Raw genomic sequence first — 23282 nt, 5'->3', positions numbered from 1 at the left:
GTCGCGGCCTCGGGCGTGGGGTCGCGGCCCGCCCCCGCACGCGTCACCCGTTCCGGCCCCGTCCGGGCCGGAATCCATCACCAGCTCTGCACATCCTTGCGGATTCGACCAGGCCACTCCGTCTCCAGACCTCGGACGCGACGCCCCGAACGACCCACCGCGACCAGACGAACGAGGTCTCATGTCTCTCACCACCCTGCACACCGGCCAGCACAGCGTGGCCCTGGCCCCCACCAGCGATCTCCCCGAGATCAAGCGCCGGATCCTCGCGGCCTCCGAGGGCGAGACGGCCTTCGTCGAACTCGAGACGGCGACCGGCAGCCGGGTGTCCCTCCTCGTCACACCGCTCACCGAGGTCTGGCTCGAGGTCGTCGAGAACCTCGCGCAGGGGTTCGACGAGCCCGATGTCGCCTACCCCGACTTCGACGACCTCGACTGGTCGTTCGGAGGACCACCGAGCTGACCGACCCCCTCGACGCCGACCCCCTCCACGTCGCGGACGCCAGGGCGACGCGACCCGATAGGTTTGGTCTCGACGTGAGGGGGTGGGATGTCCGAGCTCGACGAGGCGGTGCGGGCCATCGCCCGCGCCCCGAACGGCGACGCACTGTCCCGGCCGTTCCTCGACCTGTTCCCCGTGACCGGCGTCTCGGTCGCGACGGTGGGCTCCGTGCTCGGGAACGAGACCCTGACGGCGACCGACGGCACGGCCGAGCGGCTCGACGAGCTGCAGTTCGACCTCGGCGAGGGCCCCTGCTGGGACGCCATGCGCGCCGACGCGCCCGTGATCCTCGCCGACGCCCGCGCGTCGACCCCGGCGGTCTGGCCCCTCTTCGGCGCGGCCCTCCAGAGCCTCGACGTACGGGCGATGTTCGTCTTCCCGGTGAGGGTGGGGCCGCTGGAGCTCGGCGCCATCGACATGTACTCCGACCGGGCGGAGCCGCTGCCCGACGAGGCCGTCGACGACGCCCGGGTCATGGCACGGGCCGTCAGCCGCGTCGTCCTGCGGTACGGCATCGCACGACAGGCGCACGACGCCGGCGTTGATCCCGAGCCCGTCGGGGTGCATTCCCGGCGGATCGTGCACCAGGCGACCGGGCGGGTCCTCGTCCAGGCCGACGTGACCGTCGACGAGGCGTACCTGCTCATCCAGGGTCATGCCTATTCGACCGGCGCCCGGGTGACGGACGTCGCGGCCGAGATCCTCGCCGGACGACTCTCGTTCTCGGCCACAGAACTCGGAATCGAGGAGCACCGCAATGAGTAGCACCGATCGGGAGACCCACCTGGTCGACGTCTTCACCACGTTGGCCGACACCCTCGTCGCCGAGTACGACGTCGTCGATCTCCTCCAGACCGTCGTCGAGACGAGCGGCCAGCTCTTCGACGTCTCCGCCGCCGGCATCCTCCTCGCCGACGACGACCGCACCCTCGACATCGTCGCGTCGTCGAGCGAATCGCTCGACCTCGTCGAGGTCCTCGAGGTCGGCTCTCAAGCGGGCCCGTGCCTCGACTGCTTCACGAGCGGCAAGCCGGTCCTGGTCACCGATCTCGTCGCCGGGCCCTCGAGATGGCGTGACTACGAATCGATCGCCACCCGACGCGGCTTCCGGTCGTCGTTCGCGATCCCGCTGCGGCTGCGCTCCGAGACGGTCGGCACGCTCACCCTGCTGCGCGACCGGCCGAGCGAGTTGGCGCCGCGCGACCTCCGCGCCGCTCAGGCTCTGGCCGACGTCGCGACGGTGGGCATCCTGCACGAGCGGACCGCCCGCCAGAGCGCTCTCGTCCAGGAGCAGCTGCAGAAGGCGCTGGGCAGCCGCATCGTCATCGAGCAGGCCAAGGGGGTGCTCTCCGAGACGCTGTCCGTCAGCACGGACGACGCCTTCGAGGCGCTCCGCTCGCATGCCCGGCGCCGCAATCTGAAGCTGGCCGACGTGGCCCGCGACGTCGTCTCCCGACGCATCACGCTCTGACCCCGCCGCCGGCGTCGGGTCGACGTCCGGCCTCGACACGTACGGTGTGAGAGGTGAACAGCTCGAAGCACACCATCTGGTGGCACGTCTACCCGCTCGGCTTCGTCGGGGCCGACACGACCGGGGCGGACCGCTCGCCGGCACCGCGCCTCCTCGATCTCGTCCCCTGGCTCGACCACCTGCTGGCGCTCGGCGCCAACGGCCTCGCCCTCGGGCCGGTGTTCGCCTCGTCGACGCACGGCTACGACACGATCGACTGGTTCGCCGTCGATCCGCGCCTCGGCACCGAGGCCGATCTCGTGACGCTGATCGACGCGGCCCATGCCAAGGGCGTCCAGGTCATGCTCGACGGGGTCTTCAACCACGTCGGCCCCGAGTTCCCCGACCTGCTCGAGGCGCGACGCGACCCGTCGTCGCCGGCCGCCGCGCTCTTCCGCCGCGACGACGAGGGCGGACTCGCGACCTTCGAGGGCCACGGCGGCCTCATCGCGCTCGACCACGACTCGCCCGAGGTCGCCCGCCGCGTGACCGACGTGCTCACGTACTGGTGCGACCGCGGCGCCGACGCCTGGCGACTCGACGCCGCGTACTCGGTCCCCTCGGCGTTCTGGGCGACCGTGCTGCCGCCGCTGCGCGAACGCCACCCCGACGTGTACGTCGTCGGCGAGGTGCTGCACGGCGACTACGTCGCGGCCGTCGCCGACGGAGCACTCGACAGCGTCACCCAGTACGAGCTGTGGCAGGGGGTCTGGCATGGGCTGAACGACGTCAACCTGCACGAGCTCGAGTGGGCGCTGCAGCGCCACGACGGGTTCCTCGAGCACTTCGTGCCGCTCACGTTCGTCGGCAATCACGACGTGACCCGCATCGCCAGCCAGATCGACGACGACCGTCACCACGATCATGCGGTGGCGCTGCTGCTGACGCTCGGCGGCACGCCCTCGATCTACTACGGCGACGAACTGGGGCTCCGGGCCCTGAAGGAGGAGCGGGTCGGCGGCGACGACGCGGTGCGCCCGGCGTTCCCCTCGGCGCCGGTCGACGAGCCGGGGCTGGGCGTGCCCGGCGCCGTCCCCGAGGTCCTCGCGCTGCACCAGGAGCTCATCGGCGTGAGACGCCGTCACCCCTGGCTGCACACGGCGCGCAGTCGCACGATCGCGGTCTCGAACGAGACGCTCGTGCTCGAGATCACCGGGGACGGGCCGGACGAGGCGCTCGTCGTTGCGCTGAATCTGGGTGACGACGAGCTGCGCGTGCCCGAGCCGGCGCTGGGCGAGTGGCTCGCCGGGCGTGACGCGGGTCTCGACGGCGACGTGCTCTCGGTCGGGCCGCACGGCTGGGCCGTGGTCGCACGCCGCTGAGGCGCGTCCGGCCGCGCCGCTGAGGCGCGTCCGGCCGTACCGCGAGCGGGGGGCCGGCCGCACCGGCCCGCGTCAGAGCCCGAAGCCGCCATCCGAGGTCAGCACCTGACCGACGACCCAGCTGCCCGCCGAGGTGACGAGCCAGCCGATCAGCTCGGCCGGGTCCTCCGGTCGTCCGACCCGGCCGAACGGCGTGCTCGCGAGCTGCTCGGCGAGGTCGTCGAGCGACCGGTCGGTCGTCTCCGGGTCCAGGTAGCCGGTGTTCACGGGCCCCGGGTCGATCGTGTTCAGCACGATGCCGAGCTCGAGCAGCTCGGCGGCCACGGTGGGGGTCACCCCGGCGAGCGCCGCCTTGCTCGCGGCGTAGGCGACCTCGCCGCGCATCGCGCCGTGGATCTGCCCGGAGGTCATCCAGATGACGTGACCCCGCGCCTCCTCGTAGGGGCCGGTCCCGACGATGCGGTCGCCGGGTCGGCGGGGGGTCTCGACTCGGGGTGCCCGCAGACGGGCGAACGCGGTGGTGAGCAGCAGCGTCGAGCGCGTGTCGACCTCCCAGAACGCGGTGAGGCGCTCGGGGGTCATGTCGAGGATGCTGCCGTCGTCGCCGCTCTTGGCGTGGTTGCAGACGAGCACGTCGAGCGACCCGGTCAGCTCGGTGGCGACGCTCATCACGCGGGCGATGCTCTCCGGGTCGGCGAGGTCGGCGGCGACGTCGGCGAAGGAGGCCCCGGGAGTCAGGTGCGCGCGGATCCCGTCGCGGACCGCGTCGAGGTCGTCGCCGCCCCAGGGCAGGTCGAGGTCGTGCGGGCGGTGGTGCTGCACGACGACGCTCGCGCCGAGCGCGGCGAGCTTCGTGGCGACGGCGAACCCGATGCCGCGTCGTCGTGAGACGCCGGTGACGAGGGCGGTCTTGCCGTGGAGGGGCAGAGCTGCGGACATGCTGAACCGATCGATCGAGCGCCGAGGAGGCGCGGGGCGGGTACTCGACGGAGGCTCAGCAGCACTGCATGGCCCACACCCTAGCGACCCGTCGGCTGGTCGACCACCTCTGCGGCGGCGGCGGGGCGGGGCTTCAGCAGCTTGAGGCCGACGACGCTGGCGACGATGCCGGCGAGGAACAGCACCCGCAGGGCCGTGACCGCCTCGCCGCCCGTCAGCATGCTGTACGTGACGGTGAACGCCGCGCCGAGTCCGGCCCAGATCGCGTAGGCGGTGCTGATCGGGATGTGGCGGGTGACGTAGGCGAGGGTGAGCATCGAGGCGGCGAGCGCGACGAAGAACACGATCGACGGCGTGAGGACGCTGAGCCCGTCGCTCCGGCCGAGGGCGGTCGCCCAGACGGCCTCGAGCACGGCGCTGACGACGAGCACGATCCACGGCATCAGCTGACCACCTTGAGGCCGATGACGCAGCCGATCAGCAGGGCCAGCAGGATGCCGCGGCCGATCGTGAGGACCTCCTGCTCGCGGACGACGCCGATGACGACCGTCAGCACCGCGCCGATGCCGACCCAGACGGCGTAGGCCGTCCCGACGGGGATGTCGTTCATGGCGAGGGCGAGGCCCACCATGCTCAGGGCGAGCGCGACGACGAACAGCGCCGTGGGGCCTCGTCTCGTGAAGTTCTTCGACGCCCCGAGGGCCGACGCCCAGACGGACTCGAGCACCCCCGAGACGATCAGCAGTGCCCAGGCCATGTGCCGCTCCGTTCGCCGGTGGATAGTCGCACGACCGTACGACCACGAGGCCCATTCTAAGCACGGATCTCGTACGGATGTGCCAAAATGCGGGGATGCCCCGGACGATGGATGTCGACGAACGACGACGAGTGGTGTCGGAGGCGGCCTGGCGGGTGCTGGTCCGCGACGGCCCGGCCGAGATGTCGGTGCGCCGGGTGGCGGCCGAGGCCGGCCTGCCCCCGTCGTCGCTGCGGTACACGTTCCCCACCCAGGCGAGCGTCCGGAGCGCGGCCGTGCACCTCCTGGTCGAACGCGTCCGGCGGCGGGTCGTGCGAGCGGCGGGCGCCGCGCGGGGCGTCGACAGCGCCCGCGCGATCCTGCTCGAGCTGCTGCCGCTGGACGCCGAGCGACGGGACGAGATGGAGGTCACCGTCTCGCTGATGGCCCTCGCCACGGCCGAACCCGCCCTCCGCGAGGCGCACGAGCTGAGTCACCGCGTCGTGCGCGACGTCTGCGCCGAGGCGCTCGCCCATCTCGGCGCCTCGCCGAGCGACGTCGACCTCGATCTGACGCACGCGGTCGTCGACGGCCTGGCGCTGCATCTGCTCGCCCACGATCTCGGGCAGGACGCGTCGTGGGCGATCGCGGCGCTCGACCGGCACCTCGGCTCGCTGCGGACGTGAGCCTCGGAGGCGCGGTGCGGCGGTCCCGGCGAGCGCGCCCTCCCCGCCGGCCCCTCATCGACGGCCTGTACTGTCTGCGGAGGCCGACTCACGGGTCGCCGCCCGACAGACGACCCGACGACTCCTGCGAGACTGGGACGACATGACCGATCTCCTCACGAGGGACCGCCCGCGGGTGGCCCGACGCGCGCAGCGCACCGGCCTGCTCGTCGCCGCCGGGGTGCTGGCGCTCGTCTTCGTCGTCCGCGCCCTGACCGGCGACATCGCCCTCGTCGACCTGCCGAACGTCGGCCAGGACCTCGTCACCCTGACCACCAGCGTGCTCATCGAGTCGCTCGGATTCGTCATCCTCGGCCTGCTCATCTCGGTGCTCGTGCAGGTGTGGATCCCCGACCGGTGGATCGTGAAGGTCCTCCCCCGCAACGCGACCGCGCGGCGGATGGTCATCTCGGTCCTCGGGGTGCTGCTCCCGGTCTGCGAGTGCGGCAACGTGCCGCTCTCACGCGGGCTCATCGCCAAGGGGTTCTCGGTGCCCGAAGCGATGACGTTCCTCGTCGCCGCGCCGATCGTCAACCCCGTCACGATCCTCACGACCTTCCAGGTCTTCGGCTTCGACGACGGCATCCTCGTCTCGCGCGTCGTCGGCGGCTTCGTGATCGCGAACCTGATCGGATGGCTGTTCAGCCGGCACCCCGCACCGCAGAGGCTGCTCACCGAGTCGTTCGCCGCCGACTGCGCCGTCCCCGCGAGCGACGCCCACGACCACGACCACGACCACGACCACGACCACGGTTCGCGGTGGCAGGAGAGCCGCGACGTGATGGCCCGCGAGTCGGCTGCGGTCATGCCGGCCCTCGTGCTCGGAGCGTTCATCGCCGGCCTGGTGCAGGTCGCCGTCCCCCGCAGCGTCCTCGTGACCCTCGGCAGCAACCCCGTCTGGTCGGTCCTCGCCCTGATGGCCCTCGCGTTCGTCATCTCGATCTGCTCGAACATCGACGCGTTCTTCATCCTCCCGTTCGCCTCGACGTTCCTGCCCGGCGGCATCGTCGCCTTCCTGCTCTTCGGTCCCATCGTCGACATCAAGATGCTCGCCATGATGAAGACCACCTTCACGACCACGACGCTCGTCCAGCTCACGACGGTCGTCGCCCTCACGTGCGCCGCGATCGGATTGATGGTGAACTTCTATGCCTGACCTCAAGCGCTACCAGGGCCTCGCCCTCATCGGCGTCATGTCCGCCTCGACCCTGTGGCTGGCCGCCACCGATCAGCTCGAGCTGTACGTCGCCCCCAAGCACGCCGTCTTCGCCGTCATCATGTCGGCGCTCGGACTCGCCGGCGTGCTCTTCAGCGCCATGCGCGTGACGGTGCATCGTCACGGACCCGCCCCGCGCCTCCTCGGTCGGGCCCTGACGGGGGTCGGAGCCGCCGTCGCCGTCGTCGTCACCGGGGCCATGGTGCTGCTGCCGCCGGCGACGCTGACCTCGGCCACGGCCGCTCAGCGCGACGTCAACAGCACCGCCCCGCTGACGAGCAGCACGACCCTCGACGAGCAGTCGGCACCCGACGCCTCGACGGCGAACCTGTCGCTGCTCGACTGGGCGTCGCTGCTGCGGCAGACGAGCGACCCGGCGTTCTACGAGGGCAAGACGGTGCGCGCGACCGGCTTCATCACCCCCGACGCCGACGACCCCGACAACGTCTTCTACGTCTCGCGCTTCTACATCAGCCACTGCGCCATCGATGCCCAGGCCGTCGGGATACCGGTGCACCTGCCCGACTGGACCAGCACCTACGAGCCCGACCAGTGGGTCGACCTCGAGGGCCGGTTCACGACGAACACCAGCGCCGCCAGCGACCAGCCGACGGCCGTGACCGCCGACTCCATCGAAGCCGTCGCGGAGCCGGACGACCCGTACATCTACCAGTAGGGCCGGCCGAGGCCACGGGAGACGGGCGGCAGCCCCGCCCGGGGCCACCCCGGCCGAGCCCGCAGACGGAGAAAGGCCCCGCCGACGAGGGCGGGGCCTTTCAGAATGTGCGCCTGGAGGGACTCGAACCCCCAACCTTCTGATCCGTAGTCAGATGCTCTATCCGTTGAGCTACAGGCGCATTTCTCCGGCCGATTGGCCAGAGGAAACACTACACGAGGCAGGGCCTCCCCGCCAATCGGGACGGAGGCGCGGGTTACGGAGCGCGCGGACCCTCGGCGTCGTCGTGCCGCTCGCCGAGCAGTTCGTCGATGTCGTCGGCGTCGGCGGCGCCCGTCCGGTCGCGCATGTCGCCGGTCGCGTCACGGCCGGTGACCTCCTCGCCGTCGGCCTTCTCCGCCGCGTCGGGCGACGTGCCGCCGTCGGGCGCCCCGCCGTTCTCCGACACCTCGACGGGCTTCTGGTCGTCGCGGTCTCCGAACGTGGAGTCCTCGTCGGTGACCCCGCCCTGCTGCGGCTCGTTGCTGTTCGTCGTGCTCATGGATCCTCCTCGATCGGGTGGTGACCAGTCTTCACCCGGCCGGCCCGCGCCTCCCAGGCTGATCGCAGCGAGGACCGTCGAACCTGGGAGTCCCTCGTCTTTCCGCGGATTCGGTGCCCGGTGGGAGCTTGCGCCCAGCAGTGGTGTTGTTTCATTATCCGGTGACCGCTTCTCCGACCCTCTCCGCGCCCACGGCCGTCCGCCGTTCGGGCGCCACGAGGTGGGTCGTCACGTCGGGCGTCTCGTTCGCCGCCCTCGTCGGCGTCTACTTCGCCGCGGTGCTCACCCCGGCCGGGCAGCAGATAGAAGACAGCATCCTCGCCTCGGTCGAGGGCGACACGCTGCTGCAGTCCGGGGTGGCCCTCGACGCGATCTCACCCACGGCCGTCCTCGCCCTCCTCGCCCTCACCGTCGGGGTCGCGCTGATCCGCCGACGCCCGGGCGCCGCGATCCAGTCGGCCGTGATCATCATCGGCGCGACGGTGACCGCGCAGGTTCTCAAGCAGGTCGTGCCCCGACCCGACCTGACCGGCGAGCTCTACAGCAACAGCTTCCCGAGCGGTCACGCCACGATCGCCGTCGCCGGTCTCCTGGCCGTGATGACCGCCTTCGGCCGGCACCTGCGACCGCTCCTGTTCGTCATCGGCACCGCGTTCGCCGCGATCGTCGCCGAGCAGACCGTGGCCTACGGCTGGCACCGGTGCAGCGACGTCGTCGGCTCGTGCGCCGTCGCCCTGCTCTGGCTCGGCATCGTGCGGTTCGCCGCCACCCGCTGGTCGCGGCCCACCACGACCACCGACCAGGTGGGCGTCAAGTCGCACGCGGTGACCTCGAGCATCATCGGTCTCGCGGTGGTCGTCTGCCTGGCGACCTCGGGCGCGGTCTGGGGCATCGGCGTCGGCAGCGACATGAGCCTCACCGGCACGACCGGCTACGGCGTGCTCGACGGCGCGCGCCTCGCCGCGGCCGGGGTCGTGCTCGTCACGGCGTGGATCGCCTGGAAGCTCGACCGCCGGGTCTGACCGCCGGGTCTGACCGCGGTGTGGGGTTCGCCGGGTCTGATCGCCGGGTGCGGCCGCTGCCGTCTGGAGGCGCGGGTCGCGACCGGCAGGAGGCGCGGGTCGCGATCGGGCAGGAGGCGCGGGTGGTCCCGGGTCGCGCGGGTGCGGTCCGGGCGCTGCCGCTCGTTCGAGGGCTCAGGCCCCGCCCGTGCCGAAGAGCAGCCCCAGCGCGTACGTCACGGCGGCGGCTCCGAAGCCGATCGCGAGCTGCCGGAGGGCCCGGCGCAGCGGACTCGCGCCCGAGAGCAGCCCGACGACCGCACCCGTGCCGAGCAGCGCGATGCCGACGAGCACGGCGGCGACCACGACCGCGGTGAGGCCCTCGAGACCGAACAGGTAGGGCAGCACGGCGATGATCGCCCCGGAGGCGAAGAAGCAGAAGCTGGAGCCCGCCGCCCCGAACGCCGTGCCGAGGGACTCGTGGGCGTCGGAGGCCGGGGCCGCCGACGACGCGGCATCCCCCGGCGCCGCTCCCGCGGGCACGTCGCCCTCGGGCGCCGCGGCGTCGGCGGGCAGGGCGGGCGCACCGGTCGCCGAACCGCCGAAGGGCGCCTCGCCCCGGTCGGTCCCGCCGAGCACGGCGCGAGCGCGCGCATCGGCGTCGGCCGCCGTCATCCCCCGAGCGCGGAACACCAGCGCCAGCTCGTTGGCGTCGACGTCGAGGTCGGCGAGCACGCCGCGGGTGGCGGGGTCGGGCGTCGACGCGTCGAGCAGTTCGCGCTGCGAGCGCACCGACACGTACTCGCCCGCGCCCATCGAGAGGGCCCCCGCGAGCAGCCCCGAGAGACCGGTCAGCAGCACGACGCGGTTCGGCACCCCGGTCGCGCTGATGCCGAGCACGAGGGCGAGGTTGCTGACGAGCCCGTCGTTGGCTCCGAACACCGCGGCTCGGAACGAGCCGGACAGCCTGGTGCGCCCGCGTTCGGCCAGCGCGCGGACGACCTCGCCGTGGATCCGCTCGTCGGCGGCCATCGCCACGGTCGCATCGGCGTCGGTCGCGTACGGCGAGCGGGCCTCGGCGCTCTGCACGAGCGCGAGCACGAAGATCGAGCCGAAGCGGCGGGCGAGGAGACCGAGCACGCGGGTGCGGAGGTCGGTGCGCGCCGGCCGCCCCACCCGGTCGCCGAGCAGCGCGAGCCAGTGCTGGGCGTGACGAGCCTCGGCGTCGGCGAGCGCGAGCAGGATGTCCCGCTCCTCACCGGTGCGGCGGCGAGCGAGATAGCGGTAGGTCGACTCCTCGGCCCGCTCGTCGGCGAGGAACCGGCGCCACCGTCGCAGATCGGCGGGGGTGGGCGCGGCGGCCGCGGGGCCGGTCGGTGTGCTCGACATGCCCCCAGTATCGGTGCTCGCACGCACCCGGCGCAGCGCGAGGCACGGGCACGCCGGCGCAGCGCGGAGGCACGGGCACGGGCACGCCGGCGCAGCGCGGAGGCACCGGAGCGCCCGCATGCCGTCCGACGGCGGGGCTGCGGCGGGTCGCCGCCGACCCGCACGGGTACCGTCGGGCGTGTGACCTCACCCCGTTTCGTCGGCGTCGACCTCGCCTGGCGCGACTCGTCCCCCGGGCGCCCCGCGAACGAGACGGGCCTCGCCGTCCTCGATGCCGACGGCACGGTGCTCGACGCCGGCTGGGCGCGCGGCGTCGACGAGGTCGTCCGGTGGATCGACGCGTGGGCGACCCCGGGCTCGTCCATCGCGATCGACGCCCCGGTGCTCGTGCCGAACGCGACCGGCATGCGGCCGAGCGAGCGGGAGGTCGGTCGCGCCTACGGTCGCTGGCACGTCGCGGCCAACGCGAGCAGCGCCTCTTTGGCGTGGCTCGGCGGACGCACCCTCGGCGAGCGCCTCGAGACCGTCGGAATGGTCTACGACGACGGGGTCGCTGCCGTGCAGCCCGGCCGCTCGTCGTACTTCGAGTGCTACCCGTACACGACGCTGGTCGGCATGACCGAGCTCGGCTACGAGACCCGACGGCCGCGCTACAAGAGGCCGGACACGACGCTCCCGCTCGCCGACCGCCGGGCCGCGCGGGCCGTCGTCTGCGACGATCTGATCGCCCGGCTGGCGGCTCTCGACGGGGCCGCCCCTCCGCTGCGCCTGTCGTCCCACCCGGTGTCGCGCCTCCTGATCGACGAGCCCTCGCCCCTCGTCGACCGGGCGTACAAGCACCGCGAGGACCTCCTCGACGCGCTCGTCTGCGCCTGGACGGCGGCGGTCAGGACCCTGACGCCGGAGCGCCTCCAGGTGCTCGGCGTCACGACCGAGCCCGACGAGCGAGGGAGGCGCGCGACGCTCCTCGCGCCGGCTCGCGACTCGCAGCGCCTGACTCCCCCGCCCCGACCGCTCGTCGCCGCCGCCTCCGCACCGGGCCGCGACTCCGGCCCGTCGTCGTCCCTTCAGGAGACGAGGCCGTCCCGGTAGAGCCAGCGCCGGTCGCGGTCTCGCACGAACCGGCTCGCCTCGTGCTGCACGTGCACCTCGCCGTCCGTCGTCGACCGGGCCTCGAACTCGACGACTCCGGCGTCGTCGAAGGGGCCGCCCTTCTCGGTGCGCACGATGTCGAGCCGGAACCACCGCGTGCCGGGGTCGACGTCGAGATCGGCCGGTCGGGTCGAGGGATGCCAGGTCGCGGCCAGGTAGGCGACGTCGCGCAGCACGTAGGCGGAGTAGCGCGAACGCATCAGCCGCTCGGCGGTGGGTGCGGCGGCACCGGCGTGCAGGGGACCGCAGCAGTCGCCGTAGACGTCTCCGCTCAGGCAGGGGCAGCGGCTCGCGTCGTCCATGTCGCCATTCTGGCCCGTCGGGCGGGTCCGATCGACCGCGCGATCAGGCGGCCTCGCCGGAGATGTTGATCATCCAGTGGATGCCGTAGCGGTCGGTCACCATGCCGAAGCTGTCTCCCCACGGAGCCTTCTCGAGCGGGACGCCGACGGTGCCCCCGTCGGACAGCCCCGTGAAGTAGGCGGTCAGCTCGTCGGCGTCGTCGCCGGAGAGCGACAGCGAGATCGCGTTCTCGGACTCGAGCGGGATCTCGTCGGGCCGGTCGGAGGCCATGAGCAGCATGCCGCCCGCGGTCACCAGCTGCCCGTGCATGATGCGATCCCTCTCGGCCGGGCCCCCCATGCCGTACTCGCCGAAGGTGCTGACCGTGAACTCGCCCCCGAGCACGGAGCGGTAGAACTCGAGCGCCTCGCGGGCGGTGTCGCGGAAGGCGAGGTACGGGGTGAGCTGCGTGGGCACGATGTTCCTCCTCGGACGGGCGCCGGGCACGTCGTCGAGCCGGGCGGGGGCGGCGCCTGCGGCAGCCGTAGGGGCATCCTGGCACCGCAGGGTCGGCCGAGGGAAGAGGCGGCCGCCGCTCCCGTCCGGGGGCGACCCGAACTGGGCGTCGTCGGGGTCGGACGCAGGTGGCACAGTGTCACGATGAGCAGTCCGCCCGCTGACGGCTCGCACGCCGTCCACGACTTCGAGCTCGTGTTCGCGCACGTGCGAGCGGTCGTGGGCGACCGGGCCACGAGGCGCACGTCGCCGCGCCTCTCGGCACGGATCACGGCCAGGGCCCTGCGCGCGGCCGGGTTCCACCACGTGACCGGCGAACCCCTCGTCGCCGCCGATCTGCGCCGCGACGGCACCCAGTTCTTCGACCGCAGCGAGACCGTGCTGATCGAGGTGCTCGCCCTGCCCCGCTGGTTCTACGGCCTCTACGTCGAGCCCAACACGCCGACGCCCGGGCAGTGGGCCGAGGTCACCGGGATGTTCGACCGGCTCGGCGGCGAACTCGACGCCCGGCTCGCCCCCGCCGACGGCTTCGCGCACTGACCTACGCTCGACCCATGCAGCCACTCGCGCCCGGCGCGCTCCGCCTCGTCCACCTCAGCGACGCCCACCTGACGGGCGACGGCATCCTGCACCAGGGGGTCGTCGACACCACCGCAGCCCTCGACCGGGTGCTGGCCGAGGCGGCGAGGGTCGAGGGGGTGCGGCTGCTGGTGGGCTCGGGCGACCTGTCGGACGACGGGAGCACCGCCTCCTACCGTCTGCTGCGATCCCGGCTCGGCGCCTGGGCGGGCGCCCGGCGTGCGGCCGTGGCGCTCGTGCCCGGCAACCACGATCGGCGCGAGGGCTTCGCCGAGGTGTTCGGCGGTGACCCCGAAGGACCCCTCGACCGCCTCGTCGAGGTCGACGGCTGGCGCATCGTCGGACTCGACACCTCCGTGCCCGGGGCCGGCTACGGCGACCTCCGCCCCGCGCAGCTCGAGATGCTGCGCGAGCTGCTCGCGACGCCCGCCGTGCGCGGCACCGTGCTCGTGCTCCACCACCCTCCGCTGCCCGCGCCGACCGTGCTGCACCGCGCTCTCGCCCTCCGAGCCCCGGAGGCGCTGGCCGAGGTGATCGACGGGACCGACGTCCGCGTCGTCCTCGCCGGGCACTACCACCACCACATCGTCGGCGGCCTCGCCGGCGTGCCCGTCATCGTGGCCCCCGGAGTCGCCAACGACACCGACGTCTCCGCCGAGGAGGGCACCGAGCGCGCCGTCCGCGGGTCGGGGTTCGTCGTCGTCGACGTCTCGGCCGACGCCCGCGGGGCCGACGGGGTCCGCACCACGGTCGTCCGAGCGCACGACGCGCACGACGGCGACGAGGTCTTCTCGCTCGACCGCGACACGGTGGCGCGGATCGCCGCCGAGGCGGGCCCGCCCGCCGCGTGACGCGGAGGTGCGCCCCGAGCGCCGGGCGCGCTGAGTGCTGGGAGCGGGGCGCGCTGGGCGCGCTGGGCGCGCTGGGCGCGCTGGGCCCAGGGCGCTGGGCGCGCTGGGAGCGGGGCGCGTTGGGCGCGGGGCGCGTTGGGCGCGGGACGGGCGCAGGGCGCAGAGCGCATCGGGCACTCGGGGCGCAGGACCCATCGGGCAGGGCAGGGGCGGCGGCGCCGGGAAGCGGGGTACCCCGCGCGCCGGTCGCTCAGCGGTCGCGCGTACGCTCGCAGCACACGGGATCGAGCCGCCGCCCCGTTCGGACAACACGGGAGGAACCCGCATGCGCGTGGTCGTCGTCGGAGCAACGGGCAACCTGGGCACGGCCCTCCTCACCCGCCTGCAGGCCGAACCGAGCGTGACGGAACTCGTGGGGATCGCCCGTCGCGGCCCGCGCTCCGCGTCGCCGCCCTACGGCGACGTCACCTGGTACGGCATCGACATCGGCGCGGACGCCGCCCCCGAGCAGCTCGCCGTGGCCTTCGCCGGGGCCGACGCGGTCGTCCACCTCGGCTGGGCACTGCAGCCCAGCCACGATCGCGACGCGATGTACCGGACGAACGTGACCGGCACCTCCCACGTCCTCGATGCGGTCGTGCGCGCCCGCGTTCCTCACGTGCTCGTCGCGAGCTCGGTCGGCGCCTACAGTCGCGGCCCCAAGGGGCGCCGTGTCGACGAGTCGTACAAGACCCGGGGCGTGCGCCGCTCGAGCTACTCGTCGTACAAGGCGACCAACGAGAGCGTGCTCGATCGCTTCTCTCGCCAGCACCCCGACGTCGTCGTCACCCGGATGCGACCGGGGCTCGTGCTCCAGGCGGCGGCCGCACGCGAGATCGTCGGGCTGTTCGCCGGGCGCTGGGTGCCGACGACCTGGCTCAGCCGGTTCCGCCCGCCGTTCCTTCCCCTGTCGCCCCGGTTCGTCGCCCAGATCGTCCACGCCGACGACGTCGCGGACGCCTTCTGGCGCGCAGTCGACCGTCGCGCCGGGGGCGCCTTCAACCTGGCCACGGAGGGTCTCGTCGACCCGTACGTCGTCGCACGCGTGCTCGGCAGCCGAGTCGTCCCGGTGCCGTACCGGGCACTTCGAGCCGTCGTGCTGGTGACCTGGCTGCTGCGGCTGCAGCCGACAGAGCCCGGCTGGCTCGACATCGCCGCGAAGATCCCGACCATGTCGACCGACAAGGCGAGGCGCGAGCTCGGATGGACGCCGACCCGGACCGCCGACGAGACCCTGGGCGAGTTCATCGGCGGACTCGCCACCGGTGCCAAGCACGAGGGGTCGCACCCGCTCAGCGGCTGAGGCCGACTCGGGCGACCGGCACATGGGGGCTCGTGGTGACCCCCCGCAGACAGCGCCCCTGCGTGTGAAGCTCCGCGCCTGCGGGGTGCCACGAGCCCGTTCGAGCCGGGCGTGTTCCACGTTACGGTGCCAACCTGTGCGCCACCAGCATTCGGTGGCACGAAAAGTCCAGATCAGAGTGGGATTTTACCTAGAAGCCCTAACTAGACGGACTAGGAACGTCGACCGGAGGATCGCCGTGTCGGTGGTGTCGGGCATGCTGGTGTCGAGGGCGCGCTGTCGCCCAGCCGAGGAGACCCGTCGTGACCGCTCAGCCCCCTGCCACCGTCGCCGTCGTCGACCGGCCCATGCGGGGCATGCCCGTCCAGGGCCCGTCGGACGTCGGCTACCGGCTCGTCGACCCCGACCTCGTCACCATCCACGTCACCGACCTCGGCGTCACCCGCGGTGACGGCGTCTTCGAGGGCCTGGGCGTCGTCGACGGGGCGGTGCAGGCGCTCGAGCCGCACCTCCTGCGCCTCGCCCGGTCGGCGGCGATGCTCGACCTGCCCGAACTCGATCTCGACGTCTTCCGTGCCGCGTGTCTCGCGTCGGCGGCCGCGCACGAGCCGGCCCCGTTCCTGCTGCAGAAGCTCGTCGTGACCCGCGGGCTCGAGGGCGGCGACGGCACGCCGACCGCCTGGGTGCGCACCGCCGTGATGGACGACCCGGCGATCGAGCGCCGTGACGGCATCTCGGTGGTCTCACTCGACCGGGGTTACCGACACGACGTCGCCGAGACCTCCCCCTGGCTGCTGCAGGGGGCGAAGACCCTCTCGTACGCCGTGAACAAGAGCGTGCTGCGCGAGGCCGCGCGCCGCGGTGCCGACGACGTCCTCTTCGTCAGCAGTGACGGCTACGCGCTCGAGGGGCCCTCGGCCTCGCTGCTCGCCCGCTTCGGCGACCGCTACACGACCCCGCGCCTCGACCTGGGCATCCTGGCGGGCACCACCCAGGCGGCCGCCTTCGAGGCGCTCGAACGGCAGGGCGTCACGGTCGAGTACGCGCTGCTGACACTCGACCGGGTGCGCGAGGCGGATGCCCTCTGGCTCGTCTCGAGCGGTCGGCAGATCGCCCCCGTGACCACTCTCGACGGGGTCTCCGTGCCCGTCGACAGCGCCGAGACCGAGCGTCTCGGCGAGGCGCTCGTCGGGCGACGTCGCTGAAGACGAAGCGGTCGTGTCCGCAATGCGAACTCCTCTGGGCGGCGACTGGACGCCCCCATCCCCCGATGCGAGAGTGAAAGCGCACTGATTCACGGCAGTGCGACACCAGTTCCCCTCACGGTGACCACAGGGACACCAGAAATGAGATGAACAATGCTCTCTGCAACCGACTCCACCTCGCCGGCCGTCCTCGACCTCGCCGAGACCCAGCCGCTCGACCTCGCCGCCCTCTTCGCGGAAGACGCCGTATGAGCGCCGCGACACTCGCCCGCCTCTCGCACGAGTCGCTCGTCGCCCACATCCGCGCCCGCGTCGATGTGTCGAGCGACAGCTTCTACCGTCGCGAGCCCGGCGTCTCCGCCGTCCGCATCACCGCCTATCCGAAGCGCCGCCGCCTCACCGCCGGCCCGGTCGCCGCGGCCCCGATGACGACGACCGTCGTCGAGCCCACATACGCCGACTTCCTCCGCGGGTCGCTCGGCCACCTCGCCTCCGCCTGATCCGCTCCGCCGAGGGCCCGCTCCGCCGTTCGGCGCAGCGGGCCCTCGGCGTCTGCGCCGTCGGCGGCGTGTGCGGCATGTGCGGCCTCATCGGCATCTGCGGCGTCTGCGGCGTCGCCAGCATCCGCGGCGTCGCCAGCTGACGTCGGCAACTCCTGCCTCATGCATCCGAGCGACGCGCAGCGGGCGCTGAACCAGCTGACCGACGCCCGAGTGCAGGAGTTGCCGACACCCGCCCGCGCACGCGATGAGCGCCGCCGCGGCGGGCCCACCCCTCCGCGGCGACGCCGGACCTTGCCGAACCGGCCCGGCCCGAGCCGGGCCCCGCCGAGCCGGTCCGCGCCTTGTCGGGACGGGCCGGGCCGTGTCGGGACGGGCCGGGCCGTGTCGGGACGGGACGGGCCGTGTCGGCAACTCCTGCTTCCTGCACCCGGCCGACGCTGAGCGAGGCCGAACCAGCGGAACCGACGCCGAAGTGCAGGAGTTGCCGACGCCCGCCCGCGCACACGACGCACCCCGGGACGGGCCTGGCCTGGCCTGGTGGCAACTCCTGCTTCCTGCACCCGGCCGACGCTGAGCGAGGCCGAACCAGCGGAACCGACTCCGAAATGCAGGAGTTGCCGACGCCCGCCCGCGCACAAGACGCACCCCGGGACGGGCCTGGCCTGGCCTGGTGGCAACTCCTGCTTCCTGCACGCGAGCGACGCTGAGCGAGGCCGGACCAGCGGAACCGACTCCGAAATGCAGGAGTTGCCGACGCCCGCCCGCGCACAAGACGCACGCCGACGCGCGAACCCACCCCTCTCGGGGCGACGCCGGACCTTGCCGAGCGAACCGGGCCGGTCCGGTCCGGTCCGGTCCGGGACAGGCCTGGCCTGGTGGCAACTCCTGACTCCTGCACCCAAACGACGCTCAAGGGGCAGAACCAGCGGAACCGACGCCGATTCACAGGAGTTGGCGACACCCGCCTCAGGCCCACGTTGGGTCGATGTCGGCGCATCGCCGCGACCGGCGGCAACTCCTGACTCCTGCACCCGAGCGACGGTCCGCGTGGCCGAACCGGCGCGACCGACGCCGAAGTTCAGGAGTTGCCGACGCCCGGCACGCGGCACGCGGCACGCAGCATGCGGGACGCGGCACGCAGCACGCAGCACGCGGCACGCGGCACGCAGCACGCGGCACGCGGCACGCGGCACGCGGCACGCCGACACGCAACACGCGCGGCACGCGCAGGGGCGCGCCCGCCCGGGCTCCCGACCGCAAGGGGCCGGGAGGCTCGGGTCGAGACCGCCTACGAGGCGCGGCTCCGCAGCAGCGTGAAGCTCGCGTCACGCACGAGCAGCGTGGTCACGGCGCCCTCGACCCGCTGGTCCGGGTCGCTCGAGACGGCGAGCTCCCACTCGCCGTGCGGTGCGTCGGGCACGTTGAACTCGACGACCGAGGTCGAGCCGTTGACGAGGTAGGCGAACGCGTCGGCGTCCTTGTGGGTGAGCACGAACGTGATCGCCTTGTTCTCGCCCTGCTGCCAGTCGCCCGTCGAGAACGAGTGGTCGTCGGCGCGACGCACCTGGACGTGGTCGTCGCTCTCGACCTCGGGCGCGTAACGGAACCAGTCGGGGCGCAGCGCCGGGTTCTCACGGCGCAGGGTGATGAGCTCGGTCGTGAACGCGAGGAGGTCGCGGTCGGCTCCGGCCCAGTCGAACCACGAGATCTCGCTGTCCTGGCAGTAGGCGTTGTTGTTGCCGCCCTGCGTCCGGGCCATCTCGTCGCCGCCGAGGATCATCGGCACGCCCGCGCTGACGAGCAGCGTGCCGAGGAAGTTCCGGCGCTGGCGATCGCGGTACTCGTTCACGGCCGGGTCGTCGGTCGGGCCCTCGGCTCCGCCGTTGAACGACTTGTTGTCGCTCTCGCCGTCCTGGCTGTCCTCGCCGTTCTCCTCGTTGTGCTTCTCGGCGTAGCTCGTGAGGTCGGCCAGGGTGAAGCCGTCGTGGGCGGTGACGAAGTTGACGCTCGACAGAGGCGAGCGGCGGTCGGCCTCGTAGACGTCGGGGCTGCCGAGGACGCGGTCGGAGAAGGTCGACAGGACGCCGGGCTCGCCGTTCCAGAACTCGCGCACGTCGTCGCGGAACTTGCCGTTCCACTCCGACCAGTCGGCCGGGAACCCGCCGACCTGGTAGCCGGCGGTGTCCCACGGCTCGGCGATCATCTTGACGCTGCGCAGCACCGGGTCCTGGTGGATCAGCGTCAGGAACGCGCTGTGCTCGCTGGCCTCCCCGCCCTGACGGGTGAGGGTCGTGGCGAGGTCGAAGCGGAAGCCGTCGACGTGCATCTCGGTCACCCAGTAGCGGAGGCTGTCCATGATGAGGGCGAGCGCCGCCGGGTGGCTGACGTTCAGGCTGTTGCCGGTGCCCGTGGTGTCGAAGTAGTTCGCCTCGTCGCCCTCGACCAGACGGTAGTAGGCGGCGTTGTCGATGCCCTTGAACGAGATGGTCGGGCCCATGTGGTTGCCCTCGGCGGTGTGGTTGTAGACGACGTCCATCCACACCTCGAGGCCTGCGGAGTGCAGGTTCTTGACCATCTGCTTGAACTCGGCGACCTGGCCGCCGCGGGTGCCGGCGGCCTTCGAGGCGTACTCGTCGTGCGGGGCGAAGAAGCCGATGGAGTTGTAGCCCCAGTAGTTGCGGAGTCCCTTCTCCTCGAGGTGGCTGTCCTGCACGAACTGGTGCGTGGGCAGCAGTTCGACCGCCGTGACGCCGAGGTCGGTGAAGTGCTTGATGGCGGCGGGGTGACCCATGCCGGCGTACGTGCCGCGGATCTCCTCGGGCACGTCGGGGTGCTGCTTCGTGAAGCCCTTGACGTGGACCTCGTAGACGACGGTGTCCTCGAGCGGGGTCAGCGGACGTCGGTCGTCGCCCCAGTCGAAGTCGCGGTCGGCGATGACGTTGCGCGGCATGGCGGCGGCGGAGTCGGTGTCGTCACGCGTCTCGGGCTCGTTCATGTCGTGGCCGAAGACGGCCTGACCCCAGTCGAAGACGCCGTCGAGGGCGGTCGCGTACGGGTCCAGCAGCAGCTTGCTCTCGTTGTGGCGGAGGCCGTTGGCCGGGTCCCAGGGGCCTGCGACACGGAGGCCGTAGCGGGAGCCGACCCGCGCCTCCTCGACCACGGTGTGGAAGACGTGACCGGTTCGGGAGTCGAGCTCGAAGCGCGTCTCGGCGCCGTCGTCGTCGAAGAGGCAGAACCAGATGCGGTCGGCGGTCTCGGAGTACACGGCGACGTGCGCGCCGCCGTCGGGCAGCGGAGTGACGCCGAGGGGGTAGGGCATGGTGCGGGGATCGGTCATTTCTCTAGATGTACAGCAGCCGCGAGCGCGAGGGCCAAGCTGAGCGCGCCGGCGCCGGCGTACCCCGCCCGCGCCCCAGCCCAGGAGGCGCGGGTCAGGAGGTGCGACTCAGACGCGCAGGCCAGGAGGCGCGGGTCAGGACGCAGGACGCCCAGGCCAGAGGGCGCGGGTCGGGACGCGCGACCGAGGAGGCGCGGCGCAGGACGCAGGTCGCGCGGGTCAGGACTCGCGCCGCAGGACTCGCAGGTCAGCTGACGTGCACGTCCGGCCGGCGCGAGCGGTGCGGTTCGGCCTGGCGCAGCACCTCGCGGGTGACGGGGGCGACCTCGCCCGCCCCCGTCACGAGGAACCGGCCCATGTTCGACAGCGGGCTGCCCTCGGTCCACTCGAAGTAGATGTCGGGCACGACGCCGGTCTCGTCGCGGATCGCGAGCAGCACCGATGCGATCGTGTTCGGCACCGCGCCGCTCGTCACGCGCAGCACGCGGTAGCCGTGCACGACGCAGCCGGTGACGACGAGGTCCTCCTCGAAGTCGGACGAGTCGCCGGGGTGCACCTCCAGGAAGATGACCGGCGAGCGCTGCGGGATCCCGCTGTAGCGGCGTTCGGCGCTGAGCTTCTTCTTGTAGATCTCGGCGACCTCGCGCCCGGGCTCGTGGGCGATGACGCGGATCGAGCCGTACTCGTCGGCGTCCTCGCGCACGTACCCGAGCGAGGTGTCGTCGAACGAGATGGACGTGGCCCGCAGCTGGAACGACCGCCGCACCCGGGAGAACAGCGACACGGCCATGATCCCCACGATGAAGATCGCGGCGATCTTGACGCCGTCGGGACGTTCGACGACGTTGACGACGGTCGTGTAGACGAAGACCAGGGCGATGGCGCCGAAGCCGATCGTGCGCTTGGGCTGCCGGGCCCGTCGGGCCGAGAGGGTGACCGCGACGGAGGCGCTGGTGATCAGCACGAGCACTCCCGTCGCGTAGGCCCCACCCTGGGCGTCGACGTCGGCGTCGAACACGATCGTGATGATGAACGCGACGACGGTGAAGACGAGCACGAGCGGCCTGACGGCGCGAGCCCACTGCGGCGCCATGCCGTAGCGCGGCAGGTAGCGCGGCACGAGGTTCAGCAGGCCGGCCATGGCCGACGCCCCGGCGAACCAGAGGATGCAGATCGTGCTGACGTCGTAGAGCGTGCCGAAGCCGTCGCCCAGGTACTCGTGCGCGAGGTAGGCCAGCGCGCGGCCGTTCGCCGAGCCTCCCGCCTGGAACTCCGCCTGCGGGATCAGCAGCGTCGTGACGAAGCTCGACAGGATGAGGAACGAGCTCATGATGATGGCGGCGGTCGTCAGCAGGCGGCGGGCGCCCCGGATGCGCCCCGTCGGCCGCTCGTCGGTGTCGGAGGCGTCGCCGGTGATCTGCGGCATGACCGCGACGCCGGTCTCGAAGCCCGACAGGCCGAGGGCGAGCTTCGGGAACACGATCAGGGCGATCCCGACCATGACGATCGGGTTGCCGTGCTGCACCGTGAGTGCCTGCCACCAGTTGCCGATCACGACCGTGTCTTCGGCGACGTGGAAGATCGAGACGGCGATGACGACGAGGTTCAGGGTCAGGAACACCCCGACGAGCACCACGGCGATGCCGATCGCTTCTTTGAAGCCTCGGAGGAACACCGCTGCGAGCAGCGCCACCAGGAAGAGCGTGATGGGCACCTCGGCGCCGTGGAACCACTCGGGCGCGAACGGGTTCTCGACCGCGTGAGCCGTCGCGTCGGCCGCCGACAGCGTGATGGTGATCATGAAGTCCGTCGCCGCGAACCCGAGCAGCACGAGCACGAACAGCTTGCCGCCCCACCACGGCAGCAGTCGCTCGAGCATGGCGATCGACCCCTCGCCACGGGGGCTCTCGCGGGCGACCCGGCGATAGACGGGCAGGGCGCCGAGCAGGGTGAGCGCGATGAGCACGATGGTCGCCAGCGGCGACAGCAGGCCGGCGGCGACCGCGGCGATCGCCGGCTGGTAGCCGAGCGTCGAGAAGTAGTCGACGCCGGTCAGGCACATGACGCGCCACCACGAATGCGTCTTCTCGACCTTCTCGGCGTGGGGCCCCTGGTGGGCGCCCGAGTTCTCGGTCAGACCGTCGAGCAGCCAGTTCCGGAGGCGCGAGTCACCCGGTCGCGTCGGCTGCGGTTCGAGCGCATCGCCGTCGCGACCGCTTCTCTCAGACACTGTTGACACGGCGGACCTCTCGATCGCGCCCTCGGCGGACGCTCCGTCAGGCTATGCGGGCGAGCGACAGCGCCAGCCCCCAAAAGCGCGAGGAAACCGTAAGGATTCTCGCCCCAGGCCCGAACCTCCCCCTGACATGACACCCGATAGCATGACGCATGCGCATCTGGAGTCGAGACCTCACCCGGTGGCCGAATTCGACCTTCGTGACTCACCAGCCCCGGCGCCGTCGTCTAGCGGTCGTTGTCGGCATGGCGGCGGCGCTGCCGTTCGCGGGGTGCTCCACCTCGGAGCCTCGCGCAGGGGCCGACTTCTGTCAGCCGTTCGCGGCCGCCTGGCACGACTACGTCGACCGCCGCGGTGGTGCGCAGCCGGCGGATCAGAGGCTCGACGCGTCTGAGGGACGGCACGACGCGCTCGCAGCCCGCGACGCCCTCCGCCAGGACTGGAACGACCTGGTCGGGGGACCGACACGACCGTCCGCCGCCGTCGTCGAGTCCATCCGGATTCTCGACCGCGATCTGGTGACGGCCTGGTCCGGCGGTGGGCTGGGTGTCCGAGCCCAGGCGGACGCCGTCGACTCGTTCAGAAACGGTCTGGACGCCGTGGCGGCGGCGTGTGCACGCGGCGGTGCGACCGTGCAGATCGGGACGATCGGGGTGCCGCTGACCGCTCCGACGACGCCATCGCCGCCTCCGGACGAGTGATGGGTCCTGACGGGGTGCCCA

24 protein-coding genes and 1 tRNA gene are annotated in these 23282 nt (G+C 72.3%); 15 read left to right on the top strand and 10 right to left on the bottom strand.

The window, feature by feature from the left end; translation table 11 throughout:
* The first annotated feature begins 181 nt into the window (after positions 1-181).
* The 4 genes from ASF89_RS12685 to ASF89_RS12670 all read left to right on the top strand — a co-directional run bounded on the left by ASF89_RS12685 (position 182) and on the right by ASF89_RS12670 (position 3334).
* Complete coding sequence (locus tag ASF89_RS12685; protein ID WP_055795314.1) at positions 182-463, top strand: hypothetical protein; 282 nt, start codon at positions 182-184, stop codon at positions 461-463.
* A gap of 87 nt (positions 464-550) precedes the next feature.
* On the top strand, positions 551-1267 hold the full coding sequence (locus ASF89_RS12680) for a GAF and ANTAR domain-containing protein (protein WP_055815369.1): 717 nt from the start codon (positions 551-553) through the stop codon (positions 1265-1267).
* Positions 1260-1973, top strand: coding sequence for a GAF and ANTAR domain-containing protein (locus ASF89_RS12675; RefSeq protein WP_055815366.1), 714 nt, complete (start codon positions 1260-1262; stop codon positions 1971-1973). The genes ASF89_RS12680 and ASF89_RS12675 overlap by 8 nt, the downstream gene beginning before the upstream one ends.
* Positions 1974-2026: 53 nt before the next feature.
* A complete protein-coding gene (locus ASF89_RS12670) occupies positions 2027-3334 on the top strand; it encodes an alpha-amylase family glycosyl hydrolase (protein WP_055815363.1) in 1308 nt (435 codons plus the stop codon).
* A gap of 72 nt (positions 3335-3406) precedes the next feature.
* Here ASF89_RS12670 and ASF89_RS12665 read toward each other — a convergent pair whose 3' ends face one another.
* The 3 genes from ASF89_RS12665 to ASF89_RS12655 all read right to left on the bottom strand — a co-directional run bounded on the left by ASF89_RS12665 (position 3407) and on the right by ASF89_RS12655 (position 5030).
* A complete protein-coding gene (locus tag ASF89_RS12665; protein ID WP_055815359.1) occupies positions 3407-4273 on the bottom strand; it encodes an SDR family oxidoreductase in 867 nt (288 codons plus the stop codon).
* An 80-nt stretch (positions 4274-4353) separates the two neighbouring features.
* Positions 4354-4716 carry a multidrug efflux SMR transporter gene (locus ASF89_RS12660; RefSeq protein WP_055815355.1) on the bottom strand — a complete coding sequence of 121 codons (363 nt, stop codon included), beginning with the start codon at positions 4714-4716 and terminating at the stop codon, positions 4354-4356.
* Positions 4716-5030, bottom strand: coding sequence for a multidrug efflux SMR transporter (locus tag ASF89_RS12655; protein ID WP_055815351.1), 315 nt, complete (start codon positions 5028-5030; stop codon positions 4716-4718). The genes ASF89_RS12660 and ASF89_RS12655 overlap by 1 nt, the downstream gene beginning before the upstream one ends.
* 95 nt (positions 5031-5125) lie before the next feature.
* Here ASF89_RS12655 and ASF89_RS12650 point away from each other — a divergent pair, with 95 nt between their 5' ends.
* From ASF89_RS12650 to ASF89_RS12640, 3 genes are all read left to right on the top strand, one after another.
* Positions 5126-5695 (top strand): TetR/AcrR family transcriptional regulator, encoded by a 570-nt coding sequence (locus tag ASF89_RS12650; protein WP_055815349.1) that lies wholly within the window; start codon positions 5126-5128, stop codon positions 5693-5695.
* A 142-nt stretch (positions 5696-5837) separates the two neighbouring features.
* Positions 5838-6890, top strand: coding sequence for a permease (locus ASF89_RS12645; protein ID WP_082490006.1), 1053 nt, complete (start codon positions 5838-5840; stop codon positions 6888-6890).
* The gene (locus ASF89_RS12640; RefSeq protein WP_055795298.1) at positions 6883-7626 is read left to right on the top strand and encodes a TIGR03943 family protein; all 744 of its coding nucleotides are present in this window, start codon (positions 6883-6885) and stop codon (positions 7624-7626) included. The genes ASF89_RS12645 and ASF89_RS12640 overlap by 8 nt, the downstream gene beginning before the upstream one ends.
* Before the next feature lie 108 nt (positions 7627-7734).
* Here ASF89_RS12640 and ASF89_RS12635 read toward each other — a convergent pair.
* A tRNA-Arg gene (locus tag ASF89_RS12635) sits at positions 7735-7807 on the bottom strand.
* 75 nt (positions 7808-7882) lie between these two features.
* Positions 7883-8167 (bottom strand): hypothetical protein, encoded by a 285-nt coding sequence (locus ASF89_RS12630; protein ID WP_055815347.1) that lies wholly within the window; start codon positions 8165-8167, stop codon positions 7883-7885.
* Positions 8168-8328: 161 nt separating this feature from the next.
* On the opposite strand from ASF89_RS12630, the gene ASF89_RS12625 reads away from it, so the two are divergent.
* Positions 8329-9189: a phosphatase PAP2 family protein gene (locus ASF89_RS12625; protein WP_055815344.1), complete on the top strand. Its 861-nt coding sequence runs from the start codon at positions 8329-8331 to the stop codon at positions 9187-9189.
* 174 nt (positions 9190-9363) lie between these two features.
* On the opposite strand, the gene ASF89_RS12620 is transcribed toward ASF89_RS12625, so the two are convergent.
* The gene (locus tag ASF89_RS12620; protein ID WP_055815340.1) at positions 9364-10557 is read right to left on the bottom strand and encodes a VIT1/CCC1 family protein; all 1194 of its coding nucleotides are present in this window, start codon (positions 10555-10557) and stop codon (positions 9364-9366) included.
* Between the two features lie 180 nt (positions 10558-10737).
* On the opposite strand from ASF89_RS12620, the gene ASF89_RS12615 reads away from it, so the two are divergent.
* On the top strand, positions 10738-11649 hold the full coding sequence (locus tag ASF89_RS12615; RefSeq protein WP_156463412.1) for a DUF429 domain-containing protein: 912 nt from the start codon (positions 10738-10740) through the stop codon (positions 11647-11649).
* Here ASF89_RS12615 and ASF89_RS12610 read toward each other — a convergent pair.
* Positions 11625-12011, bottom strand: coding sequence for a YchJ family protein (locus ASF89_RS12610; RefSeq protein WP_055815337.1), 387 nt, complete (start codon positions 12009-12011; stop codon positions 11625-11627). The genes ASF89_RS12615 and ASF89_RS12610 overlap by 25 nt on opposite strands.
* A gap of 43 nt (positions 12012-12054) precedes the next feature.
* A complete protein-coding gene (locus ASF89_RS12605; RefSeq protein WP_055815569.1) occupies positions 12055-12468 on the bottom strand; it encodes a VOC family protein in 414 nt (137 codons plus the stop codon).
* Between the two features lie 183 nt (positions 12469-12651).
* Between ASF89_RS12605 and ASF89_RS12600 the strand changes: the two genes are divergently transcribed.
* The 5 genes from ASF89_RS12600 (at position 12652) to ASF89_RS12580 (ending at position 16984) form a co-directional block, all read left to right on the top strand.
* Positions 12652-13047: a hypothetical protein gene (locus ASF89_RS12600; protein WP_055795286.1), complete on the top strand. Its 396-nt coding sequence runs from the start codon at positions 12652-12654 to the stop codon at positions 13045-13047.
* A 14-nt stretch (positions 13048-13061) separates the two neighbouring features.
* Positions 13062-13937, top strand: coding sequence for a metallophosphoesterase (locus ASF89_RS12595; protein WP_055815333.1), 876 nt, complete (start codon positions 13062-13064; stop codon positions 13935-13937).
* A 325-nt stretch (positions 13938-14262) separates the two neighbouring features.
* The gene (locus ASF89_RS12590; RefSeq protein WP_055815331.1) at positions 14263-15279 is read left to right on the top strand and encodes an NAD-dependent epimerase/dehydratase family protein; all 1017 of its coding nucleotides are present in this window, start codon (positions 14263-14265) and stop codon (positions 15277-15279) included.
* A 302-nt stretch (positions 15280-15581) separates the two neighbouring features.
* Positions 15582-16484, top strand: coding sequence for an aminotransferase class IV (locus ASF89_RS12585; protein ID WP_235484123.1), 903 nt, complete (start codon positions 15582-15584; stop codon positions 16482-16484).
* Positions 16485-16732: 248 nt separating this feature from the next.
* The gene (locus ASF89_RS12580; RefSeq protein ID WP_055815327.1) at positions 16733-16984 is read left to right on the top strand and encodes a hypothetical protein; all 252 of its coding nucleotides are present in this window, start codon (positions 16733-16735) and stop codon (positions 16982-16984) included.
* A gap of 1291 nt (positions 16985-18275) precedes the next feature.
* On the opposite strand, the gene glgX is transcribed toward ASF89_RS12580, so the two are convergent.
* Complete coding sequence (gene glgX / locus ASF89_RS12575; protein WP_055815324.1) at positions 18276-20324, bottom strand: glycogen debranching protein GlgX; 2049 nt, start codon at positions 20322-20324, stop codon at positions 18276-18278.
* A 247-nt stretch (positions 20325-20571) separates the two neighbouring features.
* Complete coding sequence (locus ASF89_RS12570; protein WP_200937180.1) at positions 20572-22563, bottom strand: APC family permease; 1992 nt, start codon at positions 22561-22563, stop codon at positions 20572-20574.
* A 149-nt stretch (positions 22564-22712) separates the two neighbouring features.
* On the opposite strand from ASF89_RS12570, the gene ASF89_RS12565 reads away from it, so the two are divergent.
* On the top strand, positions 22713-23261 hold the full coding sequence (locus tag ASF89_RS12565; protein WP_156463411.1) for a hypothetical protein: 549 nt from the start codon (positions 22713-22715) through the stop codon (positions 23259-23261).
* Positions 23262-23282 lie beyond the last annotated feature (21 nt).

It is taken from the genome of Frigoribacterium sp. Leaf172 (assembly GCF_001424285.1).
Classification (GTDB): domain Bacteria; phylum Actinomycetota; class Actinomycetes; order Actinomycetales; family Microbacteriaceae; genus Frigoribacterium.
This window is presented reverse-complemented; position numbering and strand designations above follow the sequence as displayed.